We start from the raw sequence: 15,011 nt of genomic DNA, 5'->3' as shown, positions 1-15,011 counted from the left end.
GGCATTTGTCGCTGGCCGTTGGTTTCATGATCTGTTTTCGGCGAGGGTTGCTCGTGATTGTTAGTCCCCATAAAGCATCTAGAATCCCCGGCAATCGGCTGCGCAAGGCCCTGATGGCCAGTGCCGCACTGGTCGGCCTGATGAGCGCGGGCCAGCTGTGGGCATTCAATCTTGACGATGTTGCAGCCAAGGCAAAGGATCTCGCCGGCCAGAAGTACGAAGCACCGAAAAGCAATCTGCCGGCAGTCTTCCGCGACATGAAGTTCGCCGACTACCAGAAGATTCGCTTCCTGCAGGAAAAGGCCGAGTGGGCCAAGGACAAGACGCCGTTCAAGCTGTCCTTCTACCACCAGGGCATGCACTTCGACACGCCGGTGAAAATCAACGAAGTCACCGCCACCACCGTCGAGGAAATCAAGTACGACCCGAGCCGTTTCGAGTTCGGCGACGTGCCCCACGACCCGGATACCACCAAGAACCTGGGCTACGCCGGTTTCCGCGTGCTTTACCCGATCAACAAGGCCGACAAGCAGGATGAAATCATGACCCTGCTGGGGGCCAGTTATTTCCGTGTGGTCGGCAAAGGGCATGTGTACGGCCTGTCGGCCCGTGGCCTGGCCATCGACACCGCGCTGCCGTCGGGCGAAGAGTTCCCGCGGTTCACCGAATTCTGGGTCGAGAAACCCAAGCCGGCCGACAAGCACCTGGTGATCTACGCCCTGCTGGATTCGCCGCGCTCCACCGGCGCCTACAAGCTGATCCTGCGCCCGGGCAACGATACCGTGGTCGATGTGCAGTCCCGCGTGTTCCTGCGTGACCACGTCAGCCGTCTGGGCATCGCGCCGCTGACCAGCATGTACCTGTTCGGCCCTAACCAGCCCTCCAAGGTCATGAACTATCGCCCGGCCCTGCATGACTCCGAAGGCCTGTCGATCCACGCCGGTAACGGCGAGTGGCTGTGGCGCCCGCTGAACAACCCCAAACACCTGTCGGTGAGCAACTTCAGCGTCGAGAACCCGCGCGGTTTCGGCCTGATGCAGCGTCATCGCGATTTCAAGGATTACGAAGACCTCGATGACAACTACCAGAAGCGTCCGAGCGCCTGGATCGAGCCTAAGGGCGACTGGGGCAAAGGCACCGTCGATCTGGTCGAGATCCCGACTGCCGACGAAACCAACGACAATATCGTTGCCTTCTGGAGCCCGGAAACCCTGCCGGAGCCGGGCAAGCCGTTCGAATACGACTACCGCATGCACTGGACCATCGACGAGTCGCGTTTCCAGGCCCAGGAGCTGGGTTCGGTTACCCAGACCATGCGTTCCACCGGTGACGTCAAGCAGTCCAACCTGATCCGTCAACCAGACGGTAGCGTAGCGTTCCTGGTCGACTTCGCCGGCCCGGCCTTGGCAGCCCTGCCGGAAGACGCCGCGGTACGCAGCCAGATCAGCGTCGGCGACAACGCAGAAGTGGTCGAGAACAATCTGCGCTATAACCCAGAGACCAAGGGCTGGCGCCTGACTTTGCGGTTGAAGATCAAGGAGGCCAAAAAGGCTACCGAGATGCGGGCCGCACTGGTCAGCGATGTTCCGGTCGAAGCAGCCAAGCCTGCCGAAGACACCAAACACGACAAGACCGCAGCCAAGCATGGCAAGGCTGAAAAAGCCGCCAAGGCCGAGCAACCTGCCAAGGCCGAACAACCTGCCGCCGATGCGGCATCCACCAACGGGACCCCGGCCACCACCGAAAAAGTGCTGACCGAGACCTGGAGCTATCAGTTGCCTGCCGATGAGTAACTCAAGCGCAAGGCCGGAATCGCTTGGCGAGTACCTGGCCCACCTCCCACTGAGCGATGAGCAGCGCGCGGAACTCGCCAGTTGCACCTCGTTCAGTGAGTTGCACCAACGCCTGGCGGGCAATGCGACCGCCACCACCACTGAGGCCGTGCAGGCCTCGGTGGGCCCGCGCCTGACTGTAGGCAGCGCGGCCGAACTGGAAGATGCCCAGATGCTTGGCGTCGACGGCAGCGGCCGGCTTTGCCTGAAGATCGCACCGCCGATCAAGCGTACCCGGGTCGTGCCCGAGCCATGGCGCACCAATGTGCTGATCCGCATGTGGCGGCGCATGACCGGCCGCCCCAACGCGCCGCAGCCGCCAAAGCGCGAGTTGCCGCTGGCGCGCTGGCGCACGGTCGGCTCGATTCGCCGCTATATCCTGCTGACCCTCATGATCGGCCAGACGCTCGTCGCCGGCTGGTACATGAAGGGCATCCTGCCTTACCAGGGCTGGTCGTTCGTCGACCTCGACGAAGTGGTCAACCAGCCGTTGTGGGACACCGTAGTGCAGGTCTGGCCGTACGCGTTGCAAACGTCCATCCTGATCCTCTTCGGCATCCTCTTCTGCTGGGTGTCGGCGGGCTTCTGGACGGCGCTGATGGGCTTCCTCGAGCTGCTCACCGGCCGCGACAAATACCGTATCTCCGGCAGCAGTGCCGGCAGCGAGCCGATCGCTCCTGAAGCACGTACCGCGCTGGTGATGCCTATTTGCAACGAAGACGTGCCGCGCGTGTTCGCAGGGCTGCGGGCGACCTTCGAGTCGGTCGCCGCCAGCGGCAACCTCGACCGTTTCGATTTCTTCGTGCTCAGCGATACCAACGACACTGACATTGCCGTGGCCGAGCAACAGGCCTGGCTGGACGTGTGCCGCGAGACCAAAGGCTTCGGCCGCATCTTCTATCGCCGCCGCCGCCGCCGCGTGAAGCGCAAGAGCGGCAACCTCGACGACTTCTGCCGTCGCTGGGGTGGCGAATACAAGTACATGGTCGTGCTCGACGCCGACAGCGTCATGAGTGGCGAGTGCCTGAGCAGCCTGGTACGCCTGATGGAGGCCAATCCGGACGCTGGCATCATCCAGACCGCGCCCAAAGCCTCGGGTATGGACACGCTGTATGCGCGCATGCAGCAGTTCGCCACCCGCGTGTACGGCCCGCTGTTCACCGCCGGCCTGCACTTCTGGCAACTGGGCGAGTCGCACTACTGGGGCCACAACGCGATCATTCGCATGAAGCCTTTCATCGAGCACTGCGCCCTGGCGCCGTTGCCTGGCAAGGGCGCTTTCGCCGGCGCGATCCTTTCCCACGACTTCGTCGAAGCGGCGCTGATGCGCCGTGCCGGCTGGGGCGTGTGGATTGCCTATGACCTGCCGGGCAGCTATGAAGAGCTGCCGCCGAACCTGCTCGACGAGCTCAAGCGCGACCGCCGCTGGTGCCACGGCAACCTGATGAACTTCCGCCTGTTCCTGGTCAAGGGCATGCACCCGGTGCACCGTGCGGTGTTCCTCACGGGCGTGATGTCTTACCTGTCGGCGCCGCTGTGGTTCTTCTTCCTGGTGCTGTCGACCGCGCTGCTGGCAACCAACACGCTGATGGAGCCGCAATACTTCATCGAGCCGTACCAGCTCTACCCGCTGTGGCCGCAGTGGCACCCGGAGAAGGCCGTCGCGCTGTTCTCCACCACCATCGTGCTGCTGTTCTTGCCCAAGCTGCTCAGTATCATCCTGATCTGGGCCAAGGGCGCGGTCGAGTTCGGCGGGCGGTTCAAGGTCACCTTGTCGATGCTGATGGAGATGCTGTTCTCCATGCTGCTGGCGCCAGTGCGGATGATCTTCCACACCCGCTTCGTGCTGGCCGCATTCCTCGGCTGGGCTGCGACCTGGAACTCGCCGCAGCGTGACGACGACTCCACCCCGTGGAGCGAGGCGGTACGTCGCCACGGCCCGCAAACCCTGTTGGGTATTGCCTGGGCTGCGCTGGTGGCGTGGCTGAACCCGAGCTTCCTGTGGTGGCTGGCGCCGATCGTTGGTTCGCTGGTGCTGTCGATCCCCGTTTCGGTGATCTCCAGCCGCACACGCCTGGGCCTGGCGGCCAAGGACGAGAAGCTGTTCCTGATCCCTGAGGAGTACGCAACGCCCCAGGAGCTGCTCGCCACCGACCAGTACACCCACGAGAACCGCTGGCACGCCCTGCACGACGGCTTTGTCCGCGCTGTGGTCGACCCTCGGCAGAACGCCTTGGCCTGTGCCATGGCCACTGCCCGTCATGGCCAGGCAGCACCGATCGAGGCGATGCGCGCCGAGCGCCTTGCCAAAGCGATCGAGGTCGGGCCCGAGGGGCTGGACCTGGGTACTCGCCTTGCCTTGCTGAGCGACCCGGTAGCCTTGGCGCGCCTGCATGCGCAGGTATGGGCCGAGCACAATGCCGCCTGGATCGACGTGTGGCGTGCATCGATCAACAACGACCCACATTCGCCGTTGTTGCCGTTGCACCCGGCGGACGAGGCACAACCTAGCCTGGTTGGCGCCTGATCTACCCTAGGGGCCGCTATGCGGCCCTTTCGCCGGCTTGCCGGCGACAGGGTTTTCCAATCTTTCTCATCCCCTCGGATTTTGGCCAACAAAGTCCCCCCCGGCTCTAGGTCCCAGGGCCGCCATGCGTTAGCATCCCTCTCCGATAAGCCATGCCGGCCGGTACGGCCGTGCCAACAATAAGATTCGCTACTTTTCTTGCTAGGGGACTTGGTGATGATGAAGAAATACCTTTCGCGGCTGCTGGTCGGCGTCACGGCGCTGGTCGCGGTGGCCTCGGCCCAGGCCGGTGCCATCGACGACGCGGTCAAGCGCGGTACCTTGCGGGTGGGCATGGACCCGACCTACATGCCGTTCCAGATGACCAACAAGCGCGGCGAAATCATCGGCTTCGAAGTCGATATCCTCAAAGCCATGGCCAAATCCATGGGCGTCAAGCTGGAGACCGTCTCCACCGCCTATGACGGCATCATCCCGGCCCTGCTGACCGACAAGTTCGACATGATCGGCAGCGGCATGACCCTGACCCAGGAACGCAACCTGCGCCTGAACTTCAGCGAACCGTTCATCGTGGTTGGCCAGACCCTGCTGATCCGCAAGGATCTGGCTGGCGAGATCAAGTCGTACAAAGACCTGAACAACGAGAAGTACCGCATCACCTCCAAGCTCGGTACCACCGGCGAGATGGTCGCCAAGAAGCTGATCGCCAAGGCCACGTACCATGGCTACGACAATGAGCAGGAAGCGGTGATGGACGTGGTCAACGGCAAGGCTGATGCCTTTGTCTACGATGCGCCGTACAACGTGGTGGCGGTCGACAAGGCCGGTGCCGGCAAGCTGCTGTTCCTCGACGAGCCCTTCACCTACGAGCCGCTGGCATTCGGCTTGAAGAAGGGCGATTACGACAGCATCAACTTCATCAACAACTTCCTGCACCAGATCAAGCATGACGGGACCTACGATCGTATCCACGACAAGTGGTTCAAGAACAAGGACTGGCTGAAGGAAATGGAATAAGAAGTAGCTTCAAGCCGCAAGCTGCAAGCTGCAAGAGGAGGCGGGCCAATACGCGGTCTGCTTTTCCTTGCAGCTTGTGGCTTGCGGCTTGCCGCTTTCTGGAGTAACCCCGTGATCAAACACAAGAAAGCCCAATGGCCCTGGCATGCGCTGACGGCCCTGGTCCTGGTGGGCCTGGCGATCAGCCTGTACCTGGCCACCTCGATGATCTCCTACGAGTGGCGCTGGAACCGCGTACCACAATACTTTGCCTACAAGGCCGAGGACGTGCAGCGTGCCAGCGATTACGGCACGGTGCAGGACATCGTCGTCTCAGGCGATAACGCCCGCGTTACGCTCAAGGATGAGAACGGCGGTGAGCAGGTGCTCGATGTGGCCAAGGACAGCCTGCAACTGAGCCGCGGTGACGATGTGGCCGAAGGTGATCAGGTCGGCGTCATCCGTCACTGGGCTGCTGGCCCACTGGCCTGGGGCCTGTGGACCACCTTGTGGATCTCGGTGGTGTCCGGGGCGCTGGGCCTGGTGATCGGCCTGTTTGCCGGGTTGTGCCGGTTGTCTAACAACCCGACCCTGCGCGACCTGTCGACCGTCTATGTCGAACTGGTGCGCGGCACGCCGCTGCTGGTGCAGATATTCATCTTCTACTTCTTCATCGGTACCGTGCTCAACCTGTCCCGTGAGTTCGCCGGGGTGGCGGCGCTGGCGCTGTTCACCGGTGCTTACGTGGCCGAGATCGTGCGGGCCGGCGTGCAGTCGATCGCCAAGGGGCAGAATGAGGCGGCCCGCTCGCTCGGCCTTAACGCCAGCCAGTCGATGCGCCACGTGATCCTGCCGCAGGCGTTCAAACGCGTACTGCCTCCGCTGGCCGGGCAGTTCATCAGCCTGGTCAAGGACACCTCGCTGGTCTCGGTGATCGCCATCACCGAACTGACCAAGAGCGGCCGTGAGGCCATCACCACTTCGTTCTCGACATTCGAGATCTGGTTCTGCGTGGCAGGCCTGTACCTGCTGATCAACCTGCCGCTGTCGCATCTGGCCAGCCGGCTCGAGCGGAGGCTTGCGCAAAGTGATTGAAGTCCGTGACCTTTTGAAAGTGTTCGACACCCGAGGCCAGGTAGTGCGTGCGGTGGACAACGTCACCACCCAGGTGGCCAAGGGTGAAGTGGTCGTGGTGCTTGGCCCGTCGGGGTCCGGCAAGTCGACCTTCCTGCGCTGCCTCAACGGCCTGGAGCATTTCGACGAGGGCCATGTGGCCATCAACGGGCTGCGGTTGGAAGACCCGAAAACCGACATCAACGCCTACCGCCGCGAAGTCGGCATGGTGTTCCAGCATTTCAACCTGTTCCCGCACATGACGGTGCTGGAAAACCTTTGCCTGGCGCAGAAGGTCGTGCGCAAGCGTGGCAAGGCAGAGCGTGAGGCCAAGGCGCGGGCGTTGCTGGAAAAGGTGGGTATCTCGGAGAAGGCCAATGAGTACCCCTCGCGGCTTTCCGGTGGTCAGCAGCAACGGGTGGCGATTGCCCGTGCGCTGGCGATGGAACCCAAGGTGATGCTGTTCGACGAGCCGACCTCCGCGCTCGACCCGGAAATGGTCGGTGAAGTGCTGGACGTGATGAAGACACTGGCCCAGGAAGGCATGACCATGGTCTGCGTGACCCATGAAATGGGTTTTGCCCGCGAAGTGGCCGACCGCGTGCTGTTCTTCGATCACGGCAAGCTGCTGGAGGATTCGGCGCCTGCGGCGTTCTTTACCTCGCCGAAAGATCCGCGGGCGCAAGCGTTCCTGCGCCAAGTGCTCTGAAAGCAGCTGCAAGCTAAAGCCGGGCGGTGATGGGCGGTCCATAGCGTTCGGCTTTAGCTTGTGGCTTGAAGCTTTCAGAGGCTGAAACGCCCGACCATACCTCGCAGCTGCTGGCCCAGCTGCTCCAGCTCGCCGCTTGAAGCTGCCGTTTGTTCACTGGCCGCACTGGTCTGGTCCGAGGCATCGCGCACGCTGATCACACTGCGGTTTATCTGTTCGGCCACTACACTCTGTTGCTCGCTGGCCGTGGCAATCTGCTGGTTCATGCCTTGGATGCTCGACACCGTATCGGTGATCTGGCTCAAGGCATCCCCGGCCTTGCGGCTCAGCTCGACACTTTGCTCGGTCAGGCGTTTGCTGTTGTCGAGCAGGCTGGTCACCTCGTCGGTGCCGTTGTGCAAGCTTTCGATCAATTGCTCGATCTCCTCCGTGGACTGCTGTGTACGCTGCGCCAAGCCGCGCACTTCGTCAGCCACCACGGCAAAACCACGGCCCGCCTCACCTGCTCGGGCAGCCTCGATGGCAGCGTTGAGCGCCAACAGGTTGGTTTGCTCGGAGACCGACTTGATCACATCGAGAATGCTGCCGATACGCTGGCTTTCGCCCGCCAGATGCTGCATAGCTGCCAGGCAATCATCCATCTGCCTGGCCAGTTGCTCGATACGGCCAATGGCTTCAGTCACCACCTGATCGCCCTGCTGGGCCTGCTGGTCGGCGTTGGTTGCCGCCAATGAAGCTTGTTCGGCGTTTTGCGCGACTTCCTGGACCGTGGCGCTCATCTGGTTCATGGCAGTGGCGACCTGATCGGTTTCCTCGCGCTGCTGGCTGATGCGCAGCTTGGTGTCCTCGCTGCTGGCTGCCAGTTGTGTGGCGGCCTGAGACAAATGGCCAACACCTTGATCGATACCGCCGATCAGCTTGCGCAGGCTCAGGGTCATTTCCTGCATGCTGGCCTGCAGCTGGCCCATTTCGTCACGACGACCCACAGGCTCCACCTGGCTCAGGTCACCCCGGGCGATGCGCGCTGCCACCGCCAGGGTCTGGCGTAGCGGCTGGGTGATCTGCAAGGTGATCAGCCAGCCGGCTGCTACGCCCACCAGCAAGGCCAGCACCGCAACGCTGGTCAACAGCGAGCGGGCGGCCAGTGCTTCGCTGTCGCGCTGCTCGACCTTCCTTTTACCCAGCTCCAGGCTCACAGCACGCAGTTCGTTGCCCATCTGCTCCATGTCGTTCTGCAACTGCTCGACACTCAAGGCGGCGCGTCGGTACTGCTCGAGGCTGGCGCGGTATTTCCCCAGTTCCACGCCAGGCTGTTCCATCACTGCTCGCGAAAGGCCCAAGGGGGCAAGTGCCTGGATCAACTGCCCGAGGCTTTTGTCGGCAGCATCCAGCGCCGCCTCGCCAACCTTGGCGAAGTCCTCCAGCGGCGAGAAGGTGTACGCCGGCACCAGGCTCTGCTGGTTGGCGCCGTCCACATGCCGGGTGAGGCTGTCCATCAGGCCCAGCAGGCCGCTTTGTTGGCTGTCGGCGGGCATCTTCAGCAGGGCCTGGGTTTCCAGTTCGTCGATGACGCCGTTGAGCTTCTGCTCTTGCGCCTGCATTGCCTCGCGCAACCCACGCCGGCTTTCAACGGTGCGCTGCAAGGTGGCGAAATTTTCGTGAAGGCGCTGCAGCAATTGCAGCTTCTGGGCCAGCATCTGGCGTGATTCATCGACACTGCTGCGTTGCTGCAGCGCGGTCAGCATGGCGTCGAGTTGTTGCAGGATGCGGGTGATCTGCGCCTTGCTGGCATCATCGGCCAACACCCTGTAGGTGATGCGCTCGGCGCGCAGGTCCTTGACCAGATCATTGATCTGGCCAATCTCGCTGAGCTGCTCCGAGCGCGTAATGGCGTCGCCCAGGGCGCGCCAGCCGCTGGCGGCAGTGGCCACGGTGAGCAGCAGTACCACGGCAAAACCCAGAGCGAGCTTGGCGCCGACGCTGATGTTGCCAATCCTGCGGTTGAGGTAGCCGAACATGGCAAGTCTCCATCCAGTTGAGTAGGGGAGCCATGCCGGCGTTTTGCTGGCATGACACCCCTGCCCATCGGCGGAAGGCTTGTAGGACTTGACCTGAGAATTGGGTAGGAAATTTCAGCAGCGCGTGTGGGAATTCACACTGGCCCCATTGCTGGCTCGCCAGCGATGGGGCCAGTACGGGCTTACAGCCTGAAGCGCCTTACCAGGTCCTGCAGGTGCGTGCCCAGCCGCGCAAGCTCGACACTGGAACTGGCCGTCTCCTCACTCGCCGCCGAAGTCTGGTCGGAGATATCCCGCACATTGATCACGCTGCGGTTGATCTCCTCGGCAGTCGCACTCTGCTGTTCGGCGGCCGTGGCGATCTGCTGGTTCATCGCCTGGATCGACGACACGGTTCGGGTGATGGTCTCCAGCGAAGTGCCGGCGCGGCGGGTAAGCTCGACGCTGCTGTCGGTGAGCTGGCGGCTGGCGTCCATCACGCTGGCCACTCGCTGGGTTCCGCTTTGCAAACCGGCAATCAGCTCTTCGATCTCTTCGGTGGACTGCTGGGTACGCTGCGCCAGGCTGCGCACTTCGTCGGCGACCACGGCAAAGCCACGGCCGGCCTCACCGGCCCGCGCCGCTTCGATGGCCGCATTGAGGGCCAGCAGGTTGGTTTGCTGGGCCACCGACTTGATCACATCCAGCACGCTGCCGATCTTGTCGCTTTCGGCCTTGAGCTGGTTCATCGCCTCGCTGGAGTTGACCACTTCACCGGCCAGGCGCTCGATTTGCGCCACCGCTTCGCTGACAACCCGATCACCTTCACGCGCCTGCTGGTCCGCCATGAGGGCCGCCTCTGAGGCTTGCTCAGCATTGCGTGCCACTTCATGCACGGTGGCCGCCATTTCGTTCATCGCGGTGGCCACCTGATCGGTTTCGACCTTTTGGTTGTTGACCCCGGCGCTGGTCTGCTCGGTTACCGCCGAAAGCTCTTCGGCGGCGCTGGCGATCTGCGTGACACCGTCACCGATACCACCGATCAGTTCGCGCAGGCCTTGGGTCATGCGCTGCATGCTGGCCTGCAACTGCCCCAGCTCGTCGCGGCGGGTTGCCAGAAGGTCCTGGCGCAGGTCGCCGTTGGCCACGCGCTCGGCGGCGGCCAGTGTCTGGCGCAGCGGGACGATGATCTGCCGAGTGATGGCCCAGGCCGCGAGCAGGCCCAGTACCAACGCCAGTGCCGTGGCTGAGGCAAGCAAGGTTTTTGCCTTGCGCGAGCCTGCATCGCGGACTTCGGTCTGTGAAACCGTCATCTTCTGGCTGTTATCCATCAGCACGGTGCCTTGATCAGTCATCACCTGCAGGGCCTGATCACTGGCCGATTGCGCGCTACCGAACTGGTTGACCGCATCGCGGTAAGCGGCGAGGGCCGACATCGAGTCATCGAGGCTGGCGGCATATTCGGCGGGCAGCTTGGCCGGTAGCGCCTTGAGGTTGGTCATGGCCTGGTCGATGGCGTTGAGCGCAGTCTGCTGGTAGTTCGCTTCGCCACTGTAGGTGTAGCCGCGCACCTGGAAGCGTGCTTGCTGTAGCAGGGCACTGACCTCTACCGTGCTCTGGTAGGGCGTGATATCGCCGGCTTGCAGCAGGCGCTCCTGCACCCTGCTGATAAGCTCGGCTGCCTTGTCGGCACTGTCACCCAGTGCGCTTCGGCTGGCTTCGCGTCGTTGCCCGGCCTGCTTGAGGTCGGCGAAAGCTTGCTGATATTTGCGCACCGCCTCCTGCTGTTGCTGCAGGCGCTGATGATCGATGGGTTGCTCGATCTGGCCGAGCATGAGGCTGATCTGGCGGTCGAGGCCAGCGAGGGCTTTTTCCAGTTCGCCGATCGCCGCTTCGTTGCGATCGCGCTGGTAATGCTGACGCGCGATGCGCAGTTCCTGGGTGCCCTGGCTGATGACCGAGATATTGCCCAGCTTGTCACCACGGTCGATGATGCTGTTCATGCCTTGCCAGCCAGTGAAGGTGATGGCCAAAGTCAGTAACAGTACCAGGCCAAAGCCCAGCCCCAGTTTGCGATTGACGCTCACATTTCCCAGCGTTTCGGTAACCCATCGGAACATGTTCGACTCCCCGGTAAACTTGGCAGCACGGATTATTGTTGTGTTGCCTAGGCATCGGCCTGCGCCGGGGAAACTTGATGGGAAAATCCTGACCCGTTTGTCAGAAAATCCTTGAAAGCAAGGCTGTTACGGCGGTTTCCACACGCAGGATGCGGTCACCCAACTGCACTGGCGCGAGCCCTGCTTTGCCCAGCAGCTCGACTTCGTAGGGGATCCAGCCGCCCTCGGGGCCAATGGCCAGTGTCACCGGGCCTTCGACGGCGCGCGGGCACGCGGGGTAGGGGCCGGGGTGGCCAACCAGGCCCAGGGTGCCGTCGGCGATGGCAGGCAGGCGGTCTTCGACGAACGGTTTGAAGCGTTTTTCGATGACCACCTCGGGCAGCACCGTGTCGCGGGCCTGTTCCAGGCCCAGTATCAGGTTGTCGCGGATGCTCTCGGGGTTGAGGAACGGCGTCTGCCAGAAGCTTTTTTCGACCTTGTAGCTGTTGACCAGGATCAACCGCTGTACGCCCAGCGTGGCGACAGTCTGGAACAGCCTGCGCAGCATTTTCGGCCGCGGCACGGCCAGCACCAGGGTCAGCGGCAGCTTGGCCGGCGGCGGCTGGTCGAAGCCGACTTCAAGCTCGGCTTCGTGCTGTGCCAGGCGTACCACGGTGGCGGTGCCCATCAGGCCATTGATGCGGCCCACGCGCAGGCTGTCGCCCACCACCACGCGGTGAATCTCCTGCATATGGGTGAAGCGCCGATCGGCAAGGACGACGCGGTCGGCCGACACGAAGTCGGCCTCTTCAAGAAGCAACAGATTCACGGCTGGGTCGCTGGTGGCTGGTCGTTGGGGTCGTTTGCCGTGTCATCTTCGGCGTGGCTGCGCTTGCGGATCAGGCTGCCACACAGCACGCCGATCTCGAACAGCAGCCACATGGGCACGGCGAGCAAGGTCTGCGAGAAGATGTCGGGCGGGGTCAGGATCATGCCGACCACGAAGCAGCCGATGATCACGTAGGGGCGGATTTTCTTCAGGTATTGCACGTCTACCACGCCGATCCACACCAGCAGCACCACCGCTACCGGGATCTCGAAGGCAACACCGAAGGCGAAGAACAGCGTCATGACGAAGTCCAGATAACTGGAAATGTCGGTCATCATCGACACGCCTTCCGGCGTGGCGCTGGCGAAGAAGCCGAAGATCAGCGGGAACACCAGAAAGTAGGCGAAGGCCATGCCGGCATAGAACAGGAAGATGCTCGACACCAGCAGCGGAATGGCGATGCGCTTTTCGTGGCGATACAGGCCAGGCGCGATAAAACCCCAGATCTGCTGCAGGATGAACGGGATCGCCAGGAACAGCGAAACGATCATGGTCAGCTTGAACGGCGTCAGGAACGGCGAGGCCACGTCGGTGGCGATCATCGTGGCGTTGGCCGGCAGGTGTTCGCGCAGTGGCGCCGAGACCAGGGTGTAGATCTGCTGGGCGAAGGAGAACAGCCCGGCAAAAATCAGGAAGATGGCAGCCACGCAGCGCAGCAGGCGGGTGCGCAGTTCGGTCAGGTGCGAGACCAGCGGCATGGGCTGGTCGTCTTGCGGTTTTTCGCTCATGGGGCTCGCGGCGGTTGAGGCTGTTCGGGCTGTTCGGGCTGCTCAGGTGCAGGCGCCGGCGCTACCGGTGCCGATGTTGGCGTGGCGGCGGGCTGCTCGGTGGCCACAGCGGCGGGTGGCTGGGCAGGCGGCGTCAGCGGGTTGAGGATGCGCTTGGCTTCCTGTTCCATTTGCAGGATGTGCTCGTTGTGCAACTGTCGGCGGATGTCATCGGCACCGATTTCGCGCTCGACTTCCATCTTGATCGAATTGAAGCTGCGCTTGAGCCGGCCGATCCACAGCCCTGCAGTGCGCGCGGCGCCGGGCAGGCGCTCGGGGCCGAGCACCAGCAGCGCGACGAGGCCGACGAGCAGTAACTCGCTGAAACTCATGCCGAACATGGTTCAGTCTTTCCGCTGCGGCTCTTGGACCGGCTGGGCCTGGCCCTCGATGGTGTGGCCCTGTGGCTGTTGTGCGGTGTTCTGCACCGGCGGTACGGGCTGGGCAGGCGGTGGGGTCTGCTCGGCGGGTTTGCTTTCTTCTTCGTTCATGGCTTTGCGGAAGCCCTTGATCGATTCGCCAAGGTCACTGCCGAAGTTCTTCAGCTTCTTGGTGCCGAACACCAGGACGACGACGACCAGCAGGACGATCCAGTGTTTCCAGTCAAAAATACCCATGGTGCTCTCCTAGAATGCTGTTTGGTCAGGCCGAGGGCTCGCGAGCGGCCTTTTCATCGTGCCCGGACAGGCCGAAGCGGCGTTCCAGTTCATCGAGCACGGCTTGTGGGTGCTGGCCCAGTGCACTGAGCATGACCAGGCTATGAAACCACAGGTCGGCGGTTTCATAGATGACATCACTGCAATCCTTGCTGACCTCTGCGTCCTTGGCAGCAATGATGGTCTCGACGGACTCTTCGCCGAGCTTTTCGAGGATCTTGTTCAGGCCCTTGTGGTACAGGCTGGCCACGTAGGAGCTGTCGGGGGCCGCGTGCTTGCGTTCTTCGAGCACTTCGGCCAGGCGGTTGAGGGTGTCGCTCATGTCAGTGTCCTGCGTTGTAGATGGCATGCGGGTCTTTCAACACCGGATCGACGGTTTTCCACTGGCCGTCTTCGAAGACGCGGTAGAAGCAGCTTTCACGGCCGGTATGGCAGGCGATATGGCCCAGTTGCTCGACCATCAGGATGATCACGTCGGCATCACAGTCCAGGCGCATTTCGTGCAGCTTCTGCACATGCCCCGATTCCTCGCCCTTGCGCCACAGCTTGCCACGCGAGCGCGACCAGTAGATGGCGCGTTGCTCGGCGGCAGTGAGGGCCAGCGATTCGCGGTTCATCCAGGCCATCATCAGCACGCGTCCGGTCTTGTGGTCCTGGGCGATCGCCGGTACCAGGCCGTCGCTGTTCCACTTGATCTCGTCCAGCCACTCTTTCATCGTCGACTCCAAAACCGGGCCCGCTTCTGTACCGGGCCCTTTGCGCTAGTGTGCCAGCCAGCAGCGCGGCTGGCTATTGGCGCACGATCAGGTAAAGGCCTGCGGCCAGCATCAGCCAAGCCGGCCAGGCGGCCGGGGCGGCGAGGCTGGCGGCCTCGGCGGCGCCGGCGGCCAGCACCGCACCGCCACCCAGCAGGCCGGCACCGAGCAGGCGCAGTGCCCAGCGGTCGCCCTGGCGGCGCCGCTCCGGCAGTTGCGGGTCGTGCAGGTGCGGCTGGGAAAGACGTTCGAGCAGGTCGCGGGTCATGCCGGCCAGGTGCGGCAGCTGTTCGGCCTGGCTGTACAGGTTGCCGAACATGGCCTTGGGGCTGTAACGCTCGCGCATCCAGCGTTCCAGGAACGGTTTGGCGGTACTCCACAGGTCAAGGTCGGGGTACAGCTGGCGGCCCAGGCCCTCGATGTTGAGCAGGGTCTTCTGCAGCAGCACCAACTGCGGCTGGACTTCCATGTTGAAGCGCCGGGCAGTCTGGAACAGGCGCATCAGCACTTGGCCGAAGGAAATGTCCTTGAGCGGTTTTTCGAAGATCGGCTCGCACACGGTACGGATGGCCGCTTCGAATTCATTGACCTTGGTGTGCGCCGGTACCCACCCCGAGTCGATGTGCAGCTCGGCGACACGGCGGTAGTCGCGCTTGAAGAAGGCGATCAGG

General features: G+C 62.8%; 13 protein-coding genes and 1 pseudogene. 5 read left to right on the top strand and 9 right to left on the bottom strand.

Annotated elements, in window-relative coordinates; translation table 11 throughout:
* Positions 1-113: 113 nt before the first annotated feature.
* From BLX42_RS06810 to BLX42_RS06790, 5 genes are all read left to right on the top strand, one after another.
* Complete coding sequence (locus BLX42_RS06810) at positions 114-1,793, top strand: glucan biosynthesis protein G (RefSeq protein ID WP_161871434.1); 1,680 nt, start codon at positions 114-116, stop codon at positions 1,791-1,793.
* A complete protein-coding gene (gene mdoH / locus BLX42_RS06805; RefSeq protein WP_119688149.1) occupies positions 1,786-4,359 on the top strand; it encodes a glucans biosynthesis glucosyltransferase MdoH in 2,574 nt (857 codons plus the stop codon). The genes BLX42_RS06810 and mdoH overlap by 8 nt, the downstream gene beginning before the upstream one ends.
* Before the next feature lie 219 nt (positions 4,360-4,578).
* Positions 4,579-5,376, top strand: a complete 798-nt coding sequence (locus BLX42_RS06800) for a transporter substrate-binding domain-containing protein (protein WP_046785173.1) — start codon at positions 4,579-4,581, stop codon at positions 5,374-5,376.
* Positions 5,377-5,487: 111 nt separating this feature from the next.
* The gene (locus BLX42_RS06795; protein WP_161871433.1) at positions 5,488-6,450 is read left to right on the top strand and encodes an amino acid ABC transporter permease; all 963 of its coding nucleotides are present in this window, start codon (positions 5,488-5,490) and stop codon (positions 6,448-6,450) included.
* On the top strand, positions 6,443-7,177 hold the full coding sequence (locus tag BLX42_RS06790) for an amino acid ABC transporter ATP-binding protein (RefSeq protein ID WP_161871446.1): 735 nt from the start codon (positions 6,443-6,445) through the stop codon (positions 7,175-7,177). The genes BLX42_RS06795 and BLX42_RS06790 overlap by 8 nt, the downstream gene beginning before the upstream one ends.
* A gap of 74 nt (positions 7,178-7,251) precedes the next feature.
* Here the strand turns inward: BLX42_RS06790 and BLX42_RS06785 are convergent, their stop codons facing one another.
* The 9 genes and pseudogenes from BLX42_RS06785 to BLX42_RS06745 all read right to left on the bottom strand — a co-directional run.
* A complete protein-coding gene (locus BLX42_RS06785; RefSeq protein ID WP_161871432.1) occupies positions 7,252-9,195 on the bottom strand; it encodes a methyl-accepting chemotaxis protein in 1,944 nt (647 codons plus the stop codon).
* A gap of 182 nt (positions 9,196-9,377) precedes the next feature.
* On the bottom strand, positions 9,378-11,294 hold the full coding sequence (locus BLX42_RS06780; RefSeq protein ID WP_161871431.1) for a methyl-accepting chemotaxis protein: 1,917 nt from the start codon (positions 11,292-11,294) through the stop codon (positions 9,378-9,380).
* Between the two features lie 100 nt (positions 11,295-11,394).
* On the bottom strand, positions 11,395-12,102 hold the full coding sequence (locus BLX42_RS06775) for a 16S rRNA (uracil(1498)-N(3))-methyltransferase (RefSeq protein WP_115273408.1): 708 nt from the start codon (positions 12,100-12,102) through the stop codon (positions 11,395-11,397).
* A complete protein-coding gene (gene tatC / locus BLX42_RS06770; RefSeq protein ID WP_012312389.1) occupies positions 12,099-12,890 on the bottom strand; it encodes a twin-arginine translocase subunit TatC in 792 nt (263 codons plus the stop codon). The genes BLX42_RS06775 and tatC overlap by 4 nt, the downstream gene beginning before the upstream one ends.
* Complete coding sequence (gene tatB / locus BLX42_RS06765; RefSeq protein ID WP_161871430.1) at positions 12,887-13,270, bottom strand: Sec-independent protein translocase protein TatB; 384 nt, start codon at positions 13,268-13,270, stop codon at positions 12,887-12,889. The genes tatC and tatB overlap by 4 nt, the downstream gene beginning before the upstream one ends.
* A gap of 3 nt (positions 13,271-13,273) precedes the next feature.
* Positions 13,274-13,546, bottom strand: coding sequence for a twin-arginine translocase TatA/TatE family subunit (locus BLX42_RS06760; RefSeq protein WP_012312391.1), 273 nt, complete (start codon positions 13,544-13,546; stop codon positions 13,274-13,276).
* A 25-nt stretch (positions 13,547-13,571) separates the two neighbouring features.
* The gene (locus tag BLX42_RS06755; RefSeq protein WP_046785010.1) at positions 13,572-13,907 is read right to left on the bottom strand and encodes a phosphoribosyl-ATP diphosphatase; all 336 of its coding nucleotides are present in this window, start codon (positions 13,905-13,907) and stop codon (positions 13,572-13,574) included.
* Between the two features lies 1 nt (position 13,908).
* Positions 13,909-14,301: a phosphoribosyl-AMP cyclohydrolase gene (gene hisI / locus BLX42_RS06750; RefSeq protein WP_046785011.1), complete on the bottom strand. Its 393-nt coding sequence runs from the start codon at positions 14,299-14,301 to the stop codon at positions 13,909-13,911.
* A gap of 73 nt (positions 14,302-14,374) precedes the next feature.
* A pseudogene (locus BLX42_RS06745) lies at positions 14,375-15,011 on the bottom strand (ubiquinone biosynthesis regulatory protein kinase UbiB); the annotation flags it as partial.

Origin of the sequence: Pseudomonas sp. SG-MS2 (assembly GCF_009933855.1) — a bacterium.
In the GTDB taxonomy this organism is placed as follows: domain Bacteria; phylum Pseudomonadota; class Gammaproteobacteria; order Pseudomonadales; family Pseudomonadaceae; genus Aquipseudomonas; species Aquipseudomonas putida_E.
Note: the sequence above shows the minus strand (reverse complement) of the source record. Positions and strands in the feature narration are given on the sequence as shown.